Annotated in this window: 15 protein-coding genes; 11 read left to right on the forward strand and 4 right to left on the reverse strand. The window is 37.6% G+C overall.

Features of this window, described 5'->3' with window-relative positions; translation table 11 throughout:
* Positions 1-318 precede the first annotated feature (318 nt).
* The 4 genes from WAZ07_RS18975 to fdhD all read right to left on the reverse strand — a co-directional run bounded on the left by WAZ07_RS18975 (position 319) and on the right by fdhD (position 5,351).
* Positions 319-1,695 (reverse strand): HAMP domain-containing sensor histidine kinase, encoded by a 1,377-nt coding sequence (locus WAZ07_RS18975; RefSeq protein WP_336473673.1) that lies wholly within the window; start codon positions 1,693-1,695, stop codon positions 319-321.
* Positions 1,696-2,418: 723 nt separating this feature from the next.
* Positions 2,419-3,096, reverse strand: a complete 678-nt coding sequence (locus tag WAZ07_RS18980) for a response regulator transcription factor (RefSeq protein ID WP_336473674.1) — start codon at positions 3,094-3,096, stop codon at positions 2,419-2,421.
* Positions 3,097-3,743: 647 nt separating this feature from the next.
* Positions 3,744-4,250, reverse strand: coding sequence for a GNAT family N-acetyltransferase (locus WAZ07_RS18985; RefSeq protein WP_336473675.1), 507 nt, complete (start codon positions 4,248-4,250; stop codon positions 3,744-3,746).
* A gap of 303 nt (positions 4,251-4,553) precedes the next feature.
* The gene (gene fdhD / locus WAZ07_RS18990; protein ID WP_336473676.1) at positions 4,554-5,351 is read right to left on the reverse strand and encodes a formate dehydrogenase accessory sulfurtransferase FdhD; all 798 of its coding nucleotides are present in this window, start codon (positions 5,349-5,351) and stop codon (positions 4,554-4,556) included.
* Between the two features lie 468 nt (positions 5,352-5,819).
* Here fdhD and fdhF point away from each other — a divergent pair, with 468 nt between their 5' ends.
* The 11 genes from fdhF (at position 5,820) to WAZ07_RS19045 (ending at position 19,968) form a co-directional block, all read left to right on the forward strand.
* A complete protein-coding gene (gene fdhF, locus WAZ07_RS18995) occupies positions 5,820-8,762 on the forward strand; it encodes a formate dehydrogenase subunit alpha (RefSeq protein WP_336473677.1) in 2,943 nt (980 codons plus the stop codon).
* A 12-nt stretch (positions 8,763-8,774) separates the two neighbouring features.
* Positions 8,775-9,260 carry a helical membrane plugin domain-containing protein gene (locus WAZ07_RS19000; RefSeq protein WP_336473678.1) on the forward strand — a complete coding sequence of 162 codons (486 nt, stop codon included), beginning with the start codon at positions 8,775-8,777 and terminating at the stop codon, positions 9,258-9,260.
* 61 nt (positions 9,261-9,321) lie between these two features.
* A complete protein-coding gene (locus WAZ07_RS19005) occupies positions 9,322-9,486 on the forward strand; it encodes a hypothetical protein (RefSeq protein ID WP_336473679.1) in 165 nt (54 codons plus the stop codon).
* A 27-nt stretch (positions 9,487-9,513) separates the two neighbouring features.
* Positions 9,514-11,373: a glycerophosphodiester phosphodiesterase gene (locus WAZ07_RS19010; RefSeq protein ID WP_336473680.1), complete on the forward strand. Its 1,860-nt coding sequence runs from the start codon at positions 9,514-9,516 to the stop codon at positions 11,371-11,373.
* Between the two features lie 118 nt (positions 11,374-11,491).
* Positions 11,492-13,831 carry a xanthine dehydrogenase family protein molybdopterin-binding subunit gene (locus WAZ07_RS19015; RefSeq protein ID WP_336473681.1) on the forward strand — a complete coding sequence of 780 codons (2,340 nt, stop codon included), beginning with the start codon at positions 11,492-11,494 and terminating at the stop codon, positions 13,829-13,831.
* Positions 13,828-14,670, forward strand: a complete 843-nt coding sequence (locus WAZ07_RS19020) for an FAD binding domain-containing protein (protein ID WP_336473682.1) — start codon at positions 13,828-13,830, stop codon at positions 14,668-14,670. The genes WAZ07_RS19015 and WAZ07_RS19020 overlap by 4 nt, the downstream gene beginning before the upstream one ends.
* Entirely contained in the window at positions 14,667-15,137 is a 471-nt protein-coding gene (locus tag WAZ07_RS19025) for a (2Fe-2S)-binding protein (RefSeq protein ID WP_336473683.1), read from the forward strand. Before WAZ07_RS19020 ends, WAZ07_RS19025 begins: the two co-directional genes overlap by 4 nt.
* Positions 15,134-16,090: an XdhC family protein gene (locus WAZ07_RS19030; RefSeq protein WP_336473684.1), complete on the forward strand. Its 957-nt coding sequence runs from the start codon at positions 15,134-15,136 to the stop codon at positions 16,088-16,090. The genes WAZ07_RS19025 and WAZ07_RS19030 overlap by 4 nt, the downstream gene beginning before the upstream one ends.
* Position 16,091: 1 nt before the next feature.
* Positions 16,092-16,694 (forward strand): nucleotidyltransferase family protein, encoded by a 603-nt coding sequence (locus WAZ07_RS19035; RefSeq protein ID WP_336473685.1) that lies wholly within the window; start codon positions 16,092-16,094, stop codon positions 16,692-16,694.
* Positions 16,695-17,329: 635 nt separating this feature from the next.
* Positions 17,330-18,463, forward strand: a complete 1,134-nt coding sequence (gene ald, locus WAZ07_RS19040; protein ID WP_336473686.1) for an alanine dehydrogenase — start codon at positions 17,330-17,332, stop codon at positions 18,461-18,463.
* Between the two features lie 89 nt (positions 18,464-18,552).
* A complete protein-coding gene (locus WAZ07_RS19045; RefSeq protein WP_336473687.1) occupies positions 18,553-19,968 on the forward strand; it encodes an amino acid permease in 1,416 nt (471 codons plus the stop codon).
* Positions 19,969-20,054 lie beyond the last annotated feature (86 nt).

Raw genomic sequence — 20,054 nt, forward strand, 5'->3', positions numbered from 1 at the left:
GAAACCTCGCCCGTGGCAGAAAAAGGTCCTGCCCGCTACTACGCATGACCAGATGCTCTCGTCTATCTAAAAAGAAAAAGGTTTATATGTTGGTGTTTCAATTGGTATTTATATATAAAATCCATTTTAATTTTTTAACATAAAAGCCACTGCTATGGAGAAACAAGTGGTCTGTACTCGTTTTCTCCCTTTGTTTTAACCCTTGCCCGTGGCAGGAAAAGGCCCTGCCCGCTACTACGCATGGCCAGATGCTCTCGCCCATCTAAAAAGAAAACGGTTTTTATGTTGATTTTTAAAATTTTATATAAATAAAAATAGCTACTTGATAGGCAATTCTATAGTAAATGTAGTTCCGATTCCGACTTCGCTTGTTACATGTATAGAACCACCATGTAATTCTACAATTTCTTTTGCAACAGCTAAACCAATACCTTTTCCGCCAGTTGCTCGTGTTCGAGATTTATCAACTCGATAGAAGCGGTCAAAAATATGTGGTAAGTCTTCACTTGGAATTCCTTCTCCTTCATCTTGTACTTGTATAAGAAAAGTATGCTCCTTTTTTAATACAAGTACTGTAATATGAGAATTTTCGTGGGAATGCTGATATGCATTATGTAATAAATTTAGCATGACTTGCTCCATGCGACGGTCATCTATGCAAGCATATAAATCTTCTTGGCAATATAAAGAGATATCTATTTGCTTTTTTTTAAGAGATGGTTTTATTTTTTCAACCATACGCTCGGCGAATGGTAACAGTACGATTGACTGTTTCTTTATCGTAAATTGGTGTTGTTCAAGCTGCGCAAGTTCAAATAAGTCTTGTACGAGTTCAGTAATATTTTCAGTTTCTTCTTCAATGATTTGTAAATATTCTTCCCGTTCTTCTTTAGATAAAGACTCTCTTTTTGCAACTTTTGTGTATCCTTTTACATATGTAAGCGGGGTTAGCAATTCATGTGCAACGCTTGCAAGAAACTCGTTTCGTTCTTTTTTCATGTATGTTAACTCACTAGAAAGCCGTTCAATTGTTTCTGCTAAGCTTCCTAATTCATCTTTACTTTTAATACCTAAAGTAATTGGCTCATTTTGTTTCATCATTTTTTCAGCTGCTCGCTTCATTTTAATAAGTGGGTTTGTAATGACCCTTGAAAATAAAAATACTAAAATTGTTGTGAGAGCTACTGTTAATGCACCAACGGTAACAAATTGTTTTGTTAATCGAAAAATCATTTCTTTTATAGATGTAGTTTCTAAAAACATATGGACATAGCCAATTACTACTCCATATTTCACAATAGGGCTAACTGTTGAAATATATTTTGATTCTTTCCAGCGATCTTCTGTTATCATTCCATCCCTAGGAATGTACGTAATTTTTTGTTCAAGTTGTTTGCGCATGTCTTTTGTAACGGCATCAGAGGAATCTATAATGTGACCTGTTGCATCTGTTATGACAAGTTTTGTATGAGCAGGAGAATTAGATTCCATCGCTGCTACACGTTCAAAAATTCCTTCTCTATAGCGTTTTTCTATAATGTTACAATACCAATTTCCTTTTTCTAATAAGGCCGTAGTTTCTTCGTCTACACGCATTTGTGCTAGTGTTGTATGAAAAGATACAAATAGTACGGATTCAATGCAAAAAGCTAATAATAAAAAGTACGTCCCAAGCTTTATAGAAAGTTTATTCATTATGATTCACAACCTTTTCCTGTACTAACAGGCAGTAAGCTCTCTACCGTAAAGTTATGAAGAAACAACGAAATTCGATAGAAGAAAAACTGCTATATAAATACAAATAAAAAATCGACATAAAAATCCTCTTTTTTTTAAGTGGGCGAGAGCATCTGGCCATACATAGAAACGGTCAGGACCTTTTCCTGCCACATGCAAGGTTTAAAACAAAAGAAGAAAGCAAGTAGCGGTCATGTTGTATTCTGCATAGCAGCGACTTACAAAGAAAAGCGGAAGCGGCTCGCTTAGAACAAGAGGGGGATGGAGCTTCTGACATAGAGGCCGCTTTTTGCCTCGGCGGAAGACGCGAAGCCACCGACTGTTCTAGCCGCTGGAGCTGGATCTTAAAGAAAAGCGGAGCCGACTGTTTAGGCCCATTGGCTAAGGTTCTTTCACACAGAAGGTGTTTTTTACCTTCTTGCGTGGAAGGTTCTTAGACATGAGGGCCTAGGAGGCAGAGCTAGACAAAGCTGTCGAAAAATTAAAATGAATATATATAGTATATGCCTGATTAGTTGAACTTTATTTTTATCCCGCTACTTTAGGGCAGTAAGACTCCCGCCTCAAGATTCTGAAAAAACAAAGAAGATGAGTGGGAGATAACTGCCCGTAAGAGCCTGATTGGGTGGGCTTTCCATCAGTGGGGGATGAAGAAAAACCCCCACTGATGGAAGTTTCACTTTATGAGGATTCACCTTTCCATTTGTAACCTATTTTATAAACAGTTTCTAGGTAATCTTCGATAGGAAATCCTGCTTTTCGAAGCTTTTCACGTATATTACGAATGTGAGAATCAACGGTACGATATTCAATATCTGTTTGAAATCCCCATATTATTTCAATAAGTTCATCACGGCTATAAGCACGGTTTATATTTTGTAAAAAGAGTCCAAGTAAGGAAAACTCAATTGGCGTAAGAGAGAGTTTTTCATTATATACAGTTACGGTATGTCTAGTTTTATCCCATTCAATGCCGTTAAAGTTTACAAATCCCTCTTTCTTCGTACGGCGGAGTACAGCTTCTATACGAGCAATTAATACTTGCTCATCAAATGGTTTTGTAATATAGTCGTCAGCGCCTAATGTAAGCCCCTTCACCATGTCATAATTTTGATTACGCGCTGTTAGCATAATAATGGGGACGTTACTTATTTGGCGAATTTGAAAGCAAGCCTCCCAGCCGTCCATTTTTGGCATCATCACGTCTAGCAAAATAAGATCAAATTCTTTTTGCTGAACGAGTTCAAGAGCATCTTGTCCTGATGTTACTTTCATACAAAAATGTCCACGTGGGCTTAAGAATAAATCTAATAAGCGAAGCATGCGTTCTTCGTCATCCACTAATAATAGTTTTGCCATAACGATGTACACCTCAAGTTTTCATTATTTATGTTTATCCTGTATTAAGAGTTAGAAGGAAAAGGTAAGAGAATCAAACTCTCACTAATAGAAGTTTCCTTTATATTATTCTACATGAACTTTATAAAAAACACTGTTCATATGGTAAAGAAAAGGATAATTGCCATAAAAAATGCACTACTTTTGCACATTTTTTTTTTATAATAAGCAATGTAGCAGCACAAAAATACCCTATGTTGCGACATAACGTCATGTCATTTTGATTTCAAAATGACAAATTCCATTCTATTGTGTACGTGAGATAGAGAACATTTTTCGTATTCACCTCGCATCGGATAAGAAAAATTTCTATCTCACGGCTTTTTTTTTGAATGTAGATAAAGGGGATTTGGATAGTGAACAAAAAAGACCTTGAAAAGCAGAAACAAGAACGAAATGTAGTTATAATCTGCATTGCGGTATCAATGATGATTATCGTTGTTTGTGCTAGAAAGTTTTTTTGGTTGTTATAAAATAAATTGATTTGTTATAGATAAAAAGCCTCACACCGATTGTGTGAGGCTTTTGTAATGTAAAAATAATGATACATGAGAAACACCCACTTCAAGATTTGCAGGAGAGTGGGTGATTTTATGTTAAAAGAAGATTTAAGCATTGAGAAATAACATCATATGCTCTTCATCCCAATATTGTCCGTTATATTTTAAAGCACGTTCTTCTACACCAAATGTTTGGAACCCCAGTGATTCATATAGTTTCTTTGCCGGTTTATTTCCGGAAACCACATTAAGCATAATTTGTTCTATATCTAATCTAGGGGCATTTTCAATGATAGTTTCAATTAACGCTCTTCCAGCACCAAGACCGCGTGCTTTTGGAGAAACATATACAGAGCCAATTTTCGCCTTATGCTCTTGTTTGACAAGTGGTTTTATTTCAAGAGTGGCAATACCGATTAATTCATCTTCTTGAAAAGCACCTATCGTAAACTTTTCAGGGTTATCTAACCGTTTTGCAATGGCAGCAACGGGATCTTTTTGTTTCATAATATCTTCATAAGAGGAACCAAATGCTTCTGGATTTTGAGTTAATCCTTCTATGCAAAGCGGTAAATATATATCTGCATCTTCTTTTGTTAATACACGAATGTTCATATCAGTTACCCTCCTAATGGTTTTTATGTAATGAAATTATATATTAACTTTATTAACTATTCAATAGGTATATATGTTACATTTTTATAACTATACGTATATAAGTAAAAAAGTGACATGAAAACCCTCTTTCTTTTTTAGGGATGGAGAGAGCAACTGGCCGTGCATAGAAACGGTCAGTGCCCTTTTCTGCCACGTGCCATGTTTTAAACAAAGGGAGCTAGACAAAGATGTCGAAAAATAAAATGAATTTATATCAAAAGATTTCTCATACGAGAAACCTTTTGGTCGCTTTATTTACGCTTACTGATACCCTTCAATTCGCTCTGGGTGCGTGTAAATATTACAAGAATCACCGCGAATAAAGCCAACGACAGTAATTCCTAAATCATGAGCAAGTTCTAGAGCTAATTTTGTCGGAGCGGATTTTGATAGGACAATTTCACAGCCGATTTTTGCAACTTTAAGTAAGATTTCAGATGAAATGCGTCCGCTAAAGGCAATTACTTTTCCTGTTATCGAAATGTTGTTCCGTAAGCAATAACCGTAAATTTTGTCTAAAGCATTGTGACGACCAATATCCATTCGTGAAACGAGAATTTGTTTTTTATCACATAATGCGGTGTTATGTACACCACCTGTTTCTTGGAAAGTAGTAGAGGATTGCTGCAGATCATTCATGAGGCGAAAGCAATCTTCAGGTCCCAAGGTAATCTGAATATCGTGCATCGTTTTGGCTTTTGCCGCATCATTTACAAAGACAAAGCCTTGTCTGCTTTTCCCGCAGCACGATGTCACGTATCGTTTGTTATAGCAAGTTTGATAGAGTGGATTTGTTTGCGTTGTTGTGACATGCGCAAATCCTTTTTCTTTTTGGATCCATAATTGTTCAATATGTTTATAGGAAGGAATAATACCTTCTGATACTAAGAAGCCAACGACCATATCTTCAACATGATCAGGTGTACAGACAATTGTTACATATTCTTCACCGTTTAGTTTAATTGTAAGTGGATATTCTGTTACAACCTCATTATCCTTTTGATGAAATGTCCCACCTTGGTAACGAACCATTGTATATGTGCTTTGAACAGACTCCATACGATTTTCCCCTTTATCAATTATTCTCCCATATTTATCATAAGATAATAAAATAAGAAAAGCATGCGTTTTATATATATCCATTTTAATTTTTCGACAGATAGATTGCAGCTATGCAGAAAAAACATGGCCTCCTACTTGCTTGCTCCTTTTGTTTTAAACCATGCATGTGGCAGAAACAAGCCCTGACCGCTACTATGCATGGCCAGATGCTCTCGTCCCCAAAAAAAAGAAAGGGTTTTTTAAGTCATTTTTTCATTTTGTACTTCCATACATTCCTTGGTTATTATTTGTATTCTACGATATAATAGAATCGTAGTCATATACATCAATTGTAAGCTTATTTTATACATCAAGAATCTACTTCTAAGAACAGTTTTTTTTGTTTTGAAAAAGAGCGTATAGCAACATCGTTTTGAAAACGTATTCAAAATGTGTTGTATGGTTGGTTGTAAGGAGAGGGTAAAGATGTCGGAACACAAAATTCGTGTAACTGTCGATGGTACAGAGTATATTTCATCTAGTAAGAAAACGATATTGCAGTTATTAAACGAAAGAGAACTTGAACACCCGCAAATTTGTCACGTACCAGAAGTAGATCCAATTCAGACATGTGATACATGTATTGTTGAAGTAAACGGAAAGTTGATACGCGCTTGTTCAACAAACCTTGAAGAAGGTATGCATATTGAAAGAAAATCGAAGCGAGCGGTTGAAGCCCAAACAGAGGCGATGGATCGCTTACTTGAAAATCATTTATTATATTGTACTGTTTGTGATAATAATAACGGAAATTGTAAAGTCCATAATACAGTGCATATGATGGGAATTGAAGAACAGAAATATCCGTACGAACCGAAAGTGAGCGCTTCGGAAGTCGATATGTCCCATCCGTTTTATCGTTACGATCCAAATCAATGTATTGCATGTGGTCAATGTGTAGAAGTGTGTCAAAACCTACAAGTAAATGAAACTATATCCATTGATTGGAGCTTAGATCGCCCGCGTGTCATTTGGGATGACGGCGTAGCAATTAATGATTCCTCTTGTGTAAGTTGTGGACAATGTGTAACGGTTTGTCCATGTAATGCCTTAATGGAAAAATCGATGCTTGGAGAAGCTGGTTTTATGACCGGGCTAAAACAAGATGTATTAAATCCAATGATTGATTTTGTGAAAGATGTAGAACCGGGTTATAGCAGTATTTTAGCTGTTTCGGAAGTAGAGGCAGCGATGCGTAAAACGAAAATCAATAAAACGAAAACCGTTTGTACGTTTTGTGGTGTCGGATGTTCATTTGAAGTGTGGACGAAAGATCGTCACATTTTAAAAGTACAACCGTCATCGGATGCGCCGGTAAACGGAATTTCAACGTGTGTAAAAGGGAAATTTGGGTGGGATTTTGTAAATAGTGAAGAACGTATTACAAAGCCGCTTATCCGTAAAGGAGACATGTTTGTTGAAGCAACTTGGGAAGAGGCACTAGAAGTTGTTGCAGCAAATATGAGTCATATTAAAGAGCGATACGGCAGTGATGCTTTTGGATTTATTTCTTCCTCTAAAGTAACGAATGAAGAAAATTATGTAATGCAAAAGTTAGCGCGCCAAGTATATGGGACAAATAATGTGGACAACTGTTCTCGCTACTGTCAATCACCAGCAACAGATGGTTTATTTAAAACAGTAGGCATGGGCGGTGATGCAGGAACAATTAAAGATATTGCAGAGGCAGGACTTATCATTATTGTTGGAGCAAATCCGACAGAAGGTCATCCAGTTCTTGCAACGCGTGTGAAACGCGCCCATAAACTGCATGAGCAAAAATTAATTGTGGCTGATTTACGTAAGCATGAAATGGCAGAGCGTGCCGATCTGTTTGTTCACCCAAGTCAAGGTACAGATTACGTTTGGCTAGCAGGTGTAACAAAATATATTATTGATCAAGATTGGCATGATCAAGCATTTCTAGCTGAAAACGTAAAGAACTTTGATGAATATAAAACAATGTTAGAGAAGTATACGCTTGATTATACAGAAAGTGTAACGGGCATTTCGAAAGATACATTAATAGAAATGGCAAAAATGATTCGTGATGCAGATGGCACATGTATACTTTGGGGTATGGGAGTGACGCAAAATACAGGTGGAAGTACGACATCAGCTGCAATCTCTAATTTACTTCTTGTAACAGGGAACTATCGTCGTTCTGGTGCAGGAGCATACCCGCTGCGCGGACATAATAACGTACAAGGTGCTTGTGATATGGCAACATTACCAAACTGGCTGCCTGGTTACCAAGCAATATCCGATGATGCACTGCGCGCGAAATTTGAAAGAGCATACGGCGTTTCGATTCCGAAAGAACCAGGATTAAATAACATTGCGATGCTGATTGCTGCAGAAGCCGGGAAATTACGCGGTATGTATGTGATGGGAGAGGAAATGGCATTAGTCGATTCTAACGCGAATCATGTGCAGCACATTTTAGAAAATCTTGATTTCCTTGTTGTGCAAGATATGTTTTTAACGAAAACAGCTCGTTTTGCAGATGTCATTTTACCAGCAGCGCCAAGTTTAGAAAAAGAAGGAACATTTACGAATACAGAACGTCGTATTCAGCGTTTATACGAAGTTATGCCGCCGCTTGGTGATTCAAAACCAGACTGGTGGATTCTTCAAAAGGTAGCTCGTGCATTAGGTGCAAATTGGAACTATGAACATCCAAGTGAAATTATGGATGAAATCGCATCACTTGCTCCTTTATATTCCCAGGCAACATATGATCGTTTAGAAGGATGGAACAGTTTATGCTGGGGTAGTCATGACGGCAGTGATACACCATTATTATATGTAGATGGATTTAATTTTCCTGATAAAAAGGCACGTCTATCACTTGATGAATGGGTACCGCCAGTCGAGGCACCGGAAGAATATGATTTATTATTAAATAATGGCCGAATGCTCGAACATTTCCATGAGGGGAATATGACAAAGAAATCGGCAGGTATTTTATCGAAAATGTCAGAGGTGTTTGTTGAGATATCACCAGAACTAGCGATGGAGCGAAATGTGAAGGATGGAAGTCTTGTAGAACTTGCATCACCATTTGGAAAAATAAAAGTTCCAGCGCTTGTTACAGATCGTGTAACTGGAAATGAACTATATTTACCGATGCATGCAACAGTAAATGAAGAAGCAATTAATATTTTAACAGGAACGGCAACTGATCTTTATACATGTACACCAGCATATAAACAAACGCGTGTCAAAATGCGTGTGCTGCGTGAAAAAGGAAATCGTCCACTTCCTGCTTCCAACCCGCGAAATAAAAAGCGCCATCCGCAAAATGGTGTCGAAGTGCAGAAGAAATGGCAACGAAAACAATATGTATCACTTGTGGATGAAAACTAGGGGGGGAGCATTGTGGCAAAAGAAATTACAATGATTCAAAAAACGGTTGTAACAGAGGAACAAAAGAAACAACAAGTTTCTGAGGAATTATTACAACAATTAGGAGAGAATCAACAGGCAATTGAAGAAACGATTCATTTGTTAGCACAGCTTCAAAAGGCTGGTTTGTTAGATGCGGCAGTAAGCTTGCTGGCAGCGAAAGAAGATGTTTCGAAAATTGCGATTGAACAACTAAACCGTGAACCAGTAAAAAATGCATTAAATAATATGATGGGTGCAGGAGAAGCGCTATCTTCAGTAGACCCAGAAGTGACTAAGCAAGTAACATCCAGTTTAGTGACAGGTTTACAATATGCAACCGATGAATTAAAAAAAGGTGAGAAAACAAGTGTGATGGATTTCTTTAAAGTATTACGAGACCCAGACATAAATCGAGCAATTACATTCGGATTTAACTTTTTGAAAGCATTTGGTCAAGAGCTAGAAAAGAAGAAATAATAAAAAAAAGAGCGGTGGATTTACAATCTATCGCTCTTTTACATGTTTAGTAGAATATATTATGATGAAATTAAATATATTGCCATTTTCATTTTCCAGCAGTGGAATACAACATGACTGTCATTTAACCTTGCATGTGGCAGAAAAAGGCCTTGACCGTTTCTATGCGAAGCAAGATGCTCTCGCTCCCATAAAAACAAGGTTTTTATGTCGTATTTTAACTTAAATAGAGTTTCAGAATATGGAGGAATCTATGCTACACCGAAAAAAACTATCTATACCAGGGGTAATGAAACATTCCTTTCAAACAGTAAGGTTTGCCTTTGGAAATGTATTAGCGTTTCAACTTATGTATAAACTTCTAGCAGCAATTGTCTTTATCCCACTATTCGGTATGATTTTTAATAAGCTATTATACTGGGGTGGATATGCAAATGCGACAAATGATGAATTGCTTGCGTTTTTTAAAACACCGTATGGAATCGCGGCTATTTTCATTTTATCTGTGCTAGCACTTTTTCTTATTTTTATCGAATTTGCAGTGCTTATTATTATTTCGTATTTTGCACATAAACGACAAAAGGTGAGACTGCGTCCAATTTTATATAAAACGGTAACGTATTTACCTTCGTTTTTCACATATTGCTTACCAGGATTTATTTTGTATGTTGTAGTTTTACTACCTCTTTTAAGCATCGGTTATAAATCCGCACTTCTTCCTGAAATTCAGATTCCTAATTTTATTACAGGCGAATTACTGAAAACAACAATGGGACAAGTCGGATATTATTTCTTTTTCGCCGTAGTTGCCTATGTAAATCTTCGTTGGATTTTTGTGTTACCTATCATTGTTTTAGAAGAAAAGCCGTTTCGCGTAGCTGCTCGTCAAAGTGCAATGTTAGTAAAGGAAAACTTTTTGAAGGTCCTGTTCTTTTTCATTGGATTTTTTATTTCGATAGGCATTGTTTTTCTGCTTTTTACAGGTGTTTATTTATTGTTACTGCTCGGGGTATATAAATTTACAAATCCAGAAGGAACATTTGCTTTATTAGCACAATCTACTCTATCTGTATTTTTAACGAGTACATTTTATATATTTAGCTTTATTGTCACCCCGTTTTACATTATGGCACTTATAAGGTTGTATTTACAGAAAGTTCCCGTTGAAGCTGTTTTAGTAGAAGAGGGCCTTGACTATTTTAAAACAAAAGCAGAGAAATGCTTCTTTCAAAAGCATCGACTGAAATTTATTGGTGTATATATTTGCGGGGTTGTTGTAATGGGAATGGTTTTGGCCTTTATTGTAACCTTTATTACGAATTCTTATAAAGAGCCTATTATTATGGCGCATCGTGGTTACATATCTAAAGGCGTAGAGAACACAAAAGAGTCAGTCCAAGGAGCGATTGATGCGAAAGCCGATTATGCGGAGATTGATGTATTGCAAACGAAAGATGGAGAATTGGCCGTTATACACGATTTGAAATTAAAGCGTCTTGCGAATGCAAGTGTACAAGTGTCAGAATTAACGATGGATGAACTTCGAAAGCTTACGTTAAGGCAAGGTGAATTCTCAGGAGGAATCAGTACACTTGATGAAATTATTAAACTTGCAAAAGGGAAGATTAAGCTTAATATAGAAGTGAAGCTCCATGGAAAGGAAAATGAAAAGGATTTTGTAAAGAAAGTTTTAAAAACCATTGAGAGAAATGAATTTGAAAAGCAATGTGTAATTCAAACATTGCATTACCCGCTTATTAAAGAATTTAAACGTGCAAATCCCGATATAAAAGTAGGATATGTCCTATATGCAAGTGTAGCAAATTTAAAACATGTTCCAGCTGATTTTTATGTAGCGGAAGAATATATGTTGAATAAGCGCTTAGTCCAATCAGCTCGTAAATTAAATAGACCGATTTATGTATGGACTGTAAATGATATGGAAAACTTAAGGGGATATTATAAATTGAATGTGGATGGAATTATTACAGACTATCCAGAAGATGCAAGGGAAACAATTAAAATACTTAAAGAGCAAGAGGAAAATGAAACGGACATGGTTGATAAAATTATGGAAACGACAGAAGACTTATTTGCAAAGCTATTTATGTAAAAAGAGGCTGCTAGTGAAACACTAGTAGCCTCTTTTTTTGTATGGAGAGATCTGTACTAAATTGTTAGTCGTATAAATAGGATGGTAGAAGAGCAGAGCAAAGCAAAGGAGGCCGAGAATGGAACGGTATCGTGTCATAGGGAAAAGTGTGAAGCGAAAAGAAAGTGCTGATAAAGTAACGGGAAGAGCGAAGTATATTAATGATGAAATAGAGGTTGGCACGCTATATGCAAAACTTCTTACGAGTCCATATGCACATGCTTATATTAGGAGTATAGATATTCGTGAAGCGAAGAAAGTACAAGGCGTACATGCTGTGGTAACGGGAGCGGATTATCCTATTCTTGTCGGCTCTAGTATCGTTGATCGTCCTTTGTTAGCCTTTGAGAAAGTACGGTATTTTGGTGAACCTGTTGCACTTGTTGTGGCGGATACTGAAGCAATTGCAAGAGAAGCAGCAACACGGATCCGTGTTATATATGACGAGCTCCCGATTATTCGTTCCCCTTTGCAAGCCTATAATGAATCAAACATTTTAGTCCATGAGCATGTGGAACGATATAAGTTAGAAGAAAAGGTGTACCCAAAGCCGCATACAAATATCGCAAATCGGACGAAAATTCGTAAAGGGGATGTTCAAAAAGGATTTACGAACAGTGACGCGATTGCCTGTGAAACATTTTCTTTTCGGCAATCTGATCATGCAGCAATGGAAACGCGGTGTGCTAGGGTAGAAATGAAACCGAATGGAGATGTGATTGTTCATTCTACATCACAGGCTCCTTTTGAAATAAAGAGGCAGTTAAGCGAAGCGTTTGAAATTGATGAAGGGAAAGTTATTGTACATGTGCCGTTAGTCGGGGGGGCATATGGTGGAAAAACAGCAGTTCAGCTTGAATTTTTAGCATACATTGCTTCAAAAGTAGTAGGAGGAAGACGAGTTACTCTTCAAAATAGTAGAGAGGAAGATTTCATAACGTCTCCTGTTCATATCGGTTTACAAGCAAAAGTAAAGCTTGGGTGCACAAAAGATGGAAAGCTGCAAGCGGCAGAGATTTTGTATTTATTTGACGGCGGTGCTTATGCTGATCGGGCGGTAACGATGAGTAAGGCGGCTGGGCTGGACTGCACGGGCCCATATGCGATTGAAAACGTATGGTGCGATTCGTACGGTATGTATACAAATCATACTTATGCAACGTCTTTTAGAGGTTTTGGACATTCGGAGTATACGTTTGTAATGGAACGAACAATTGATATTCTTGCTCAGAAATTAGGAATGTGTCCGCTTATGTTTCGTATGAAAAATGCAATTGGGCCAGGGGATACAACACCGACACAAGTACCTGTCACATCAAGTAATACGGGAGATGTGACAGCGTGCCTACAAAAATTAAAATCACTTATAAATTGGGAAGAGGGAAATAAAGTTACTCTATCTAACGGCATGGTACGCGCAAAAGGGGTTAGCTGCTTCTGGAAAAATTCGACTACGCCAAGTAATGCCGGAGCAGGTGCGGTATTAACCTTTAACGGTGATGGTAGTGTCAATATCAATTGTGGTGCCGTTGAAATTGGGCAAGAAACAAAAACAGTGCTAACGCAAATGGTTGCCGAGAAAATGAACATGGATGTTGATGATGTGCATATCATGATGGAAGTTAATACACAAGTTGCTCCAAAGCATTGGAAAACAGCAGCGAGCCGAACGACACTCCTTGTTGGAAATGCGGTTGTAAGGGCGGCAGAAGACGCAATAAGGCAGCTCTGCCAAACGGCTTCAAATTTACTTGGGTACCCCGCAGAAGAGTTAGAAGTTGCAGGGAAAGGAGTCTATGTCAAAACGAACCCAAATATACATGTGCCCTTTTCGAAAATTGCGTTTGGGTATGTAGATTCAAATGGAAATGTAAAAGGAACAGAAGTGGTGGGAAGAGGGAGTTACATACTTGAGGGAATTACAGATATTGATTATGAAACAGGGAAAGGAAGACAAGGGCCGGAGTGGGGAGTAGGAGCGCAAGCAGTCGAAGTGGAATATAATCCTAAAGATTTTACATACCGATTGTTGAATGCTGTAACAGTGGCAGATGCGGGAACCATTTTAAATAGAAAGGGAGCAGAAACGCAAATTATGGGAGCCATGAGTATGGGGCTCAGTTTTGCAACGCGAGAAACATTTCATTATGATGCGAAAGAAAGAAATTTGAATCATCAGTTTCGTTCTTATAAAGTCATCCATTACGGGCAACAGCCAAAATATATTGTCGATTTTGTAGAAGTACCACATAAAGAAGCTGCATTTGGTTCTAGAGGACTTGGGGAACATGGAATTATTGGCATGCCAGCAGCTTTAGGAAACAGCTTATCCATCGCAACTAGTATTTCATTACGAAACTTACCGCTTACGCCAGAGTTAATTTGGAAAGAGACGCAAAAAGGAGAAGGGATGGAATGATACCATTTGATTTTGAGTATTATCGTCCGGATTCTATTCAAGAGGCTATTCGATTATTTCACCAACTAGATCAAGAGGGGAAGAAGCCGCTCTACTATGGGGGCGGCACAGAAATTATTACGATGGGACGTTCGCAACGCATTCGAACAAAAGCTGTTATTGATATAAAAGATATTCCAGAATGTAATGTTTGTGAATGGCAGGATGACAAACTTTTGCTAGGTGCAACATTGACGATAACAAATGTTCAGGATGCGAAAGTCTTTCCGCTCCTTGGGGAAACTGCTGGCCGGGCCGCAGATCGCACGGCAAGAAATAAAATTACAATTGGCGGAAATGTTGCGGGAAGGATTCGCTATAAGGAAGCTGTGCTGCCGTTTTTATTAGCTAATAGTACATTTGTTATTGCAGGAACAGAGGGTATGAAATATGTACCTGCTCATCAAGCTTTTGTGGAAAAATTACAATTACAAAAGGGTGCGTTTCTTGTACAAATGATTACAGATCGGCAGTATGTGACAGCACCGTATTATAGTGTAAAAAAACGCCAACTAGAAAAAATTGATTATCCCCTTGTAACGGTTGCGTCGATTAAATATGATGACGAAATTCGAATGGCGTGCAGTGGCTTATGTGTGTTTCCATTTCGTTCACTTCAGATGGAGACAGATTTAAATAATAAGCACATTCCATTTGAGAAAAGAATTGAACACGCCTTAACCCATATTCCAGCTCCTGTATTAGATGATATAAGAGGCTCGCGTGCTTATCGGACATTTGTATTTCAATCTGTACTGCAAGATATATTGCGAAATTTTGCAAAGGGGGACGAAAGATGAGAAACGTCCAGCTCATTTTGGATGTCAATGGAGAAACGCGAGAGGTAGTTGGAAGAATGGCCGATACGCTGTTACATATATTACGTCACGAACTGGATTTAACAGGAGCAAAGCCTGGCTGTGAAAATGGTGATTGCGGTGCTTGTACAGTTCTTGTTGAAGGGATACCAATCAAGTCTTGTATTATGCTGGCTGTTGAAGCGATTGGAAAGCAAATTACAACGATTGAAGGATTACAAGCAGCTCCTATTCAACAAGCTTTTGAAGAGAAATGGGCGTTCCAATGCGGATACTGTACACCAGGATTTATTATGAATTGCCATGGACTTGTGTCGCAAAGGCCTGATGCAGATGATCATGTTATTGAAGAATGGTTAAGTTCTAATATTTGCCGATGCACGAGTTATCAAGAGATTGAAGAAGCTGTAAAGTCTGTATTACAAAAGCAGCGAGGGGATTCAAAATGACTTCCGCATATGGTGTATTAGAAGGGGTGTTATGTTGCGAGAAACGCTGTGCATTAGCGACAATTATTCATGTTGAAGGATCGGCATATAGAAAAGAAGGAACGATGATGCTTTTTCAAGAAGATGGCACAAAAGTAGGAATGCTAAGTGCAGGGTGCATTGAAGAAGAGCTTTTCTACTATGCTGTAGATGTTATGGAGCAAAATACTTGGGCGATTCATACATTTAATACAAAGGCAGAAGATGATTTGTCCTGGGGAGTAGGATGTAATGGTGTTATTCATGTATTAGTGGAACATATAGATGATACCTATAAAGCGATTTTACAAGACTTATATATTCACCTTGCCAATGGTTCCTCGGCTTGGATGGTGAAAAATCTTTCGTTAGAGCAAACTGCACTTATATATAATAATGGTAATACGTGCGGTAATTGGGAAGGGACTATTCCACAGGCAACTTACTTGAAAAATGGGTTACAAGATGAATATTATAGCCAACATTTTATACCAAAGCCCCGCCTGTTTATTTTTGGAGCAGGAGAAGATGCAAAGCCACTCGTTCGTTTTGCGAAGGAAACGAGCTTCTTGGTAACAGTTTGCGATTGGCGGGAGGCCTTATGTAATACGGATCAGTTTCCAAGTGCTGATGCATGTGTGGTTGGTTTTCCAGTAGAAATGATACAAAAACTTTCATTACATCCAAGCGATTTTCTTGTCATTATGACGCATCACTTTGAAAAAGATCGACAATTATTATCTCTTTTATTAGAAAAAAATGTTCGTTATATAGGTGTTTTAGGACCGCGTCATCGTACGGAGCGCTTATTAGACGGTAAACCAATTCCTCCTCATCTCCATTTTCCTGTTGGAATTTCAATTGGTGCACAAGGTCCAAGTGAAATTTCCGTTAGTATCATGGCTGAAATTATCGGGCAATTACGGATGAAGTGAGATGAAAATCATTGGTGTATACTTGGCGGCTGGAAATAGTAGACGAATGGGACCGGGAATCCATAAACTTTCTCTTCCTTTACACAATGAACCACTTGGTAATGCAGCCCTCAAAACTGCTTTGTCTTCAAATCTCGCAGGTATTATTATTGTCACAAATGATGAAAATTGGGTTTCACAATCATTACGACATGAGAACGTACACCTTCTTTCTTGTTTTGATTCTAGTCAAGGACAATCACATTCACTGCGCTGTGGTATTGAGAAAGCCATGCATATGAAAGCGGATGGAATTGTTGTCTTACTTGCTGATCAACCTTTTATTAAAACAGAGGTAATTAATGAATTACTAGATTGTTATAAACAACATAAAACGGTCTATTATGTAGCAGCAAAGTATCGTGGAATTGTAAGGCCGCCTGTTTTGTTTGCAAAGAAAACATTTCCTTTCTTGCAAACATTAAAAGGTGATCAAGGAGCTCGTACTATTTTTCAACAGTCATTTATAAAGGGGATAACGATATCGTATGAAGAAGCGACCCTTTTTTATGATGTGGATAGTTGGAGTGATTATCAGAAAATGATACAGTATTACGGAAAGTGAAAAACGAATTGTTTTATAGAGCATTCACAATCAAGTCTTATTACTCAATTTCATCGGGCATATCCAACAGGGATAGGTCTTTGCTATTGAGTGATTTTTAACATATATAAGTGAAACAACGACATAAAAATCCCCTTTCCTTTTAGGGGGACGAGAGCATTTGGCCATGAAGGAGTTTCCTACTACATGCAAGGTTTTAAAACAAAAGGAGAAAGCAAGTAGCGGTCATATTTTGTTCTACATAGCAGCGGCTTATATGTTGGAAAATTAAAATGGAATGGTCCATCTTCATAAATTATATCGATAAACAAATATTCAACAGGTTGCAAAAGTTTTGTAAGTCGTTAAGTAGGAGTTTATAGAAATTATTGACGAATTTTTGTATAATATTTATTTGTTAAAAAACTTTCTGAAAATAATAAATATAGAACGGTGAAAAAGAAAAAGAGCATCTATTTCCTAATAAAATTAATTTACATTATTTACACTATTTCAAATATAAAAACTTTTATTTTTTTATATGATAGCGTTTTCATAGATTGGAAGTTATGCTAGAATAAGTTCATAAGTTATTAACTATTACAAAAAGAAGAAAGAATTACTTTTTTCTGTTAATTATAAGGGGGCATTTCATTATGCGTATTGGGGTACCAGCAGAAATTAAAAATAACGAAAACCGTGTAGCTATGACACCAGCGGGTGTTGTACATTTAATTCGTAACAATCACGAAGTATTCATTCAAAAGGGTGCAGGATTAGGATCAGGTTTTCCTGATGAGCAATATGTAGAAGCAGGAGCAAAAATCGTAGAAACAGCTGAAGAAGCTTGGGCTATGGAAATGGTAATGAAAGTTAAAGAGCCAATTGCAAGCGAATATAAATATTTCCGTGAAGGCCTAATCTTATTCACTTACTTACACTTAGCTCCAGAACCAGAATTAACAAAAGCGTTAATTGAAAATAAAGTAGCAGCAATCGCTTACGAAACAGTTCAATTAGAAAATCGTTCTCTACCATTATTAGCGCCTATGAGTGAAGTTGCAGGTCGTATGGCAGCACAACTTGGTGCACAATTCCTTGAGAAAAATAAAGGTGGAAAAGGTATTTTATTAGCAGGCGTTCCAGGCGTAAAACGCGGTAAAGTAACAATTATCGGTGGTGGACAAGCTGGTACAAATGCTGCTAAAATTGCAGTTGGTTTAGGTGCTGACGTAACAGTTATCGACTTAAGCGCAGATCGTCTTCGTCAATTAGATGATATTTTCGGTAACCAAGTGACAACTTTAATGTCTAATCCTTACAATATTGCACAAGCTGTAAAAGAGTCTGATCTTGTAATCGGTGCAGTATTAATTCCAGGAGCAAAAGCACCAAAACTTGTAACAGAAGAAATGATCAAGTCTATGGAGCCAGGTTCTGTTGTAGTTGATATCGCAATCGACCAAGGTGGTATTTTCGAAACAACTGACCGTATTACAACACATGACAACCCAACTTATGAAAAACACGGCGTAGTTCACTATGCAGTTGCAAACATGCCTGGTGCGGTTCCACGTACATCTACACTTGCATTAACAAATGTTACAGTACCATATGCAGTACAAATCGCAAACAAAGGCTACAAAAAAGCTTCCTTAGAAAACACTGCATTATTAAAAGGCATTAACGCATTAGAAGGCTATGTAACATTCGAAGCTGTTGCAGAAGCACATGGTGTAGAATATAAAGCAGCAAAAGAATTATTAGAAGCAGAAGCAGTATCTTGCTAATCTAAATATCGAACAATATTTTCATACAACAAGATGAGAGCTAAGAGAAGTGCCTCTTAGCTCTTTTTAACTAGAAGGGGGCAAGAGTCGTGGCCAACTTATTTAAAAAGAAATCCGTGACACAATTGTTAAGCCAAAGTCAAAGTAAAACTTTGACAAAAACATTAGGGGCATTTGACTTAACGATGTTAGGAATTGGAGCGATTATCGGTACAGGAGTACTTGTATTAACTGGATTAGTAGCAGCAAGAGATGCTGGTCCAGCTGTTATTTTCTCGTTTATGATTGCAGCAATTGTTTGTGGCTTTGCAGCATTATGTTATGCAGAAGTTGCCACAGCACTTCCTGTATCAGGTAGTGTATATACGTATGCATATGCAACAATTGGAGAATTTGTTGCCCATTTAATGGGATGGACATTATTGTCAGTTTATGTTTTAACAACAGCAGCGGTAGCCGGCGGGTGGACGGGTTACTTTAATAATTTAGTAAGCGGATTGGGATTAGAAATTCCGAAACAACTGTTAACGATTCCAGCTCACGGCGGAATTGTGAACCTTCCAGCGATTTGTATTACGTTAGTATTAACATGGTTACTATCTCGCGGTACGAAAGAAAGTAAACGTGTTAATAATGCAATGGTATTAATTAAAATTAGTATTGTTGTATTGTTTATTGCAGTGGGTGTATTCTATGTAAAACCAGTAAACTGGACGCCATTTGCACCGTATGGTATAAGTGGGATTTTTGCCGGAGGAGCTGCAGTATTCTTTGCTTTCTTAGGATTTGATGCATTAGCAACTTCAGCTGAAGAAGTAAAAAATCCACAGCGTGATTTACCGATTGGTATTATTGCATCGCTTGCTATTTGTACAGTTATTTATATTGCAGTTTGTCTTGTTATGACAGGAATGGTGTCATACAAAGAATTAAATGTACCAGAAGCGATGTCTTATGTATTAGAAGTTGTTGGGCAAGATAAAGTAGCAGGTGTTATCGCAATTGGTGCAGTAATTGGGATTATGGCCGTAATTTTTGCTTATATTTACGCGACAACACGTGTATTCTTTGCGATGAGCCGTGATGGTTTACTTCCAAAATCATTTGCGAAAATTAACCAAAAAACAGAAGCGCCGGTATTTTCAACATGGTTAACAGGTATCGGAAGTGCTTTAATTGCCGGATTTGTCGATTTAAAAGAATTGTCAAACTTAGCGAATATTGGAGCATTATTAACATTTGCGATGGTAGGTGTTTCTGTACTGATCCTTCGTAAAACACATCCGAAATTACAACGTGGCTTTATGGTACCGCTTGTACCAGTATTACCGATTATTTCAATCGCATGTTGTCTGTTCTTAATGGTAAACTTACCGCTTACAACATGGTTATACTTCGGTGCTTGGCTTGTACTAGGAGTTATCGTATACTTCGTATACTCTAAGAAACACAGCCACCTGCAACAAGATAAAAGTTCGCAAGATCATTTAAAACAAGCAAATTAAAGGGAAGAAAGCCTTATGCGTTGGGGAGCGCATAAGGTTTTTTTATGTTTTTGAAGGGATTCTAGGAAACCTCATAGAAATGTATA

Source organism: Bacillus bruguierae, assembly GCF_037104725.1.
GTDB lineage: Bacteria > Bacillota > Bacilli > Bacillales > Bacillaceae_G > Bacillus_A > Bacillus_A bruguierae.

Bases quoted from the DNA above. Each gene is read 5' to 3' on its own strand.
- WAZ07_RS18975 (WP_336473673.1), bottom strand. From the start codon at position 1,695: ATGAATAAACTTTCTATAAAGCTTGGGACGTACTTTTTATTATTAGCT.
- WAZ07_RS18980 (WP_336473674.1), bottom strand. From the start codon at position 3,096: ATGGCAAAACTATTATTAGTGGATGACGAAGAACGCATGCTTCGCTTA.
- WAZ07_RS18985 (WP_336473675.1), bottom strand. From the start codon at position 4,250: ATGAACATTCGTGTATTAACAAAAGAAGATGCAGATATATATTTACCG.
- fdhD (WP_336473676.1), bottom strand. From the start codon at position 5,351: ATGGAGTCTGTTCAAAGCACATATACAATGGTTCGTTACCAAGGTGGG.
- fdhF (WP_336473677.1), top strand. From the start codon at position 5,820: ATGTCGGAACACAAAATTCGTGTAACTGTCGATGGTACAGAGTATATT.
- WAZ07_RS19005 (WP_336473679.1), top strand. From the start codon at position 9,322: ATGATGAAATTAAATATATTGCCATTTTCATTTTCCAGCAGTGGAATA.
- WAZ07_RS19010 (WP_336473680.1), top strand. From the start codon at position 9,514: ATGCTACACCGAAAAAAACTATCTATACCAGGGGTAATGAAACATTCC.
- WAZ07_RS19015 (WP_336473681.1), top strand. From the start codon at position 11,492: ATGGAACGGTATCGTGTCATAGGGAAAAGTGTGAAGCGAAAAGAAAGT.
- WAZ07_RS19020 (WP_336473682.1), top strand. From the start codon at position 13,828: ATGATACCATTTGATTTTGAGTATTATCGTCCGGATTCTATTCAAGAG.
- WAZ07_RS19025 (WP_336473683.1), top strand. From the start codon at position 14,667: ATGAGAAACGTCCAGCTCATTTTGGATGTCAATGGAGAAACGCGAGAG.
- WAZ07_RS19030 (WP_336473684.1), top strand. From the start codon at position 15,134: ATGACTTCCGCATATGGTGTATTAGAAGGGGTGTTATGTTGCGAGAAA.
- WAZ07_RS19035 (WP_336473685.1), top strand. From the start codon at position 16,092: ATGAAAATCATTGGTGTATACTTGGCGGCTGGAAATAGTAGACGAATG.
- ald (WP_336473686.1), top strand. From the start codon at position 17,330: ATGCGTATTGGGGTACCAGCAGAAATTAAAAATAACGAAAACCGTGTA.